The sequence below is a fragment of the Vibrio sp. 378 genome (assembly GCF_033339435.1).
Genome location: NZ_JAWOUO010000077.1, coordinates 1 through 1416, shown reverse-complemented (window position 1 = coordinate 1416; position 1416 = coordinate 1). Strand labels below are relative to the sequence as shown.

Annotated in this window: 1 protein-coding gene; it reads right to left on the bottom strand. The window is 46.3% G+C overall.

The annotated features are described in order from the left end of the window. Nucleotide 1 precedes the first annotated feature (1 nt). Complete coding sequence (locus R7Q48_RS24200) at nucleotides 2-1390, bottom strand: peptide MFS transporter (RefSeq protein WP_005454549.1); 1389 nt, start codon at nucleotides 1388-1390, stop codon at nucleotides 2-4. Between the last annotated feature and the right edge of the window lie 26 nt (nucleotides 1391-1416).

The window sequence follows — 1416 nt, the reverse complement described above, 5'->3', positions numbered from 1 at the left end:
GTTAAGCAACTTGTGTTTGTTGCTCTTCAATTTGTTCTGCAGTGCTATGAGTGTTTTCTGCACCGTGCATCCAACGAACAAGCGTGTTCGAGAATAACATTAGAATCACACCACTGATCAATGCAGTTACTGCGATGCCACTAAAGATAGCCATTGCACCAAGTTCACCCACATGAGAACCCACGTAACCAGCGACATAGTTCGCAATAGCGTTACAACCAAACCATGCACCCATCATCAACGATGCAAGACGTAGCGGAGCCAGTTTGGTTACAAGAGACAGGCCAATAGGGGATAGACACAGTTCGCCCAAAGTATGGAAGAAGAACGCGCCAACTAGCCATAGCATGGATGTTTTCACGTTAGTATCACCACCTTGCTCCATTACTGCACCAACCATGCATAGGAAGCCTAGTGCCAAGAAGAACATGGCTAAAGCAAATTTCGCTGGTGAGTTTGGTTCACGTTTACCTAGTTTCACCCATAGAACCGCAAGGACAGGCGCAAGCGTAATGATAAAGAATGGGTTTAGTGACTGGAACCAAGCTGCAGGTACTTCAAAACCGCCAATCATACGATCGGTGTACTGCTGAGTGTAAATGTTCATCAGACCGCCAGCTTGCTCGAAACCAGCCCAGAATACGATAGTAAACAGGCTCATCACCAAGATAACTTTAATGCGATCTACTTCTTCTTTGGTAAGAGGCTGTTTTGTTTTGGCGTTCTTATTGTTTAGGTCGCGTTTCGCGGCTGGCTCACGGCCAATATCACCAAGCCAAGACTGTGAAAGCGACATTTGCATGACAAGGCTGATTATCATACCCACGCCCGCTGCTACGAAACCTGCTTTCCAACCAAATGAGTTCGTTACAGATCCAGAAACCACGCCGGCTAGCAGAGCACCAAGGTTGATACCCATGTAGAAGATAGTGAAAGCGCCATCACGACGGTTATCACCTTCATTGTAAAGGTCACCAACCATGGTAGAGATATTTGGCTTGAATAGACCGTTACCACAAATAAGCAGAGCAAGACCTAAATAGAAAGTGTGAAGTGCTCCGAAGCCTAGTGCGTCAGCCGGAAGTGCCAGTGTGAACTGGCCGATAGCCATTAATGCACCACCAAGCAAAATTGAGCGGCGTTGGCCAAGGTAGTTATCGGCAAGGTAACCACCAATCAATGGGGTAATGTAAACAAGGCCGGTGTAAATGCCATAAAGGTCGAGCGCGTCTTTCGTTGACCAGCCCAAACCACCATTCATTGTGGTATCAGTTAAGTAGAGTACTAGAATGGCACGCATTGCGTAGTAGGAAAAGCGTTCCCAGAGTTCAGTGCCGAACAATAAGAACAAGCCACGAGGGTGACCGAAATATTGATGTTGGTTTGACATAAGCTCTTCTAATAATAGTTATTACA

Coding starts and splice junctions, on each gene's coding strand:
- R7Q48_RS24200 (WP_005454549.1), bottom strand. CDS start 1,390: ATGTCAAACCAACATCAATATTTCGGTCACCCTCGTGGCTTGTTCTTA.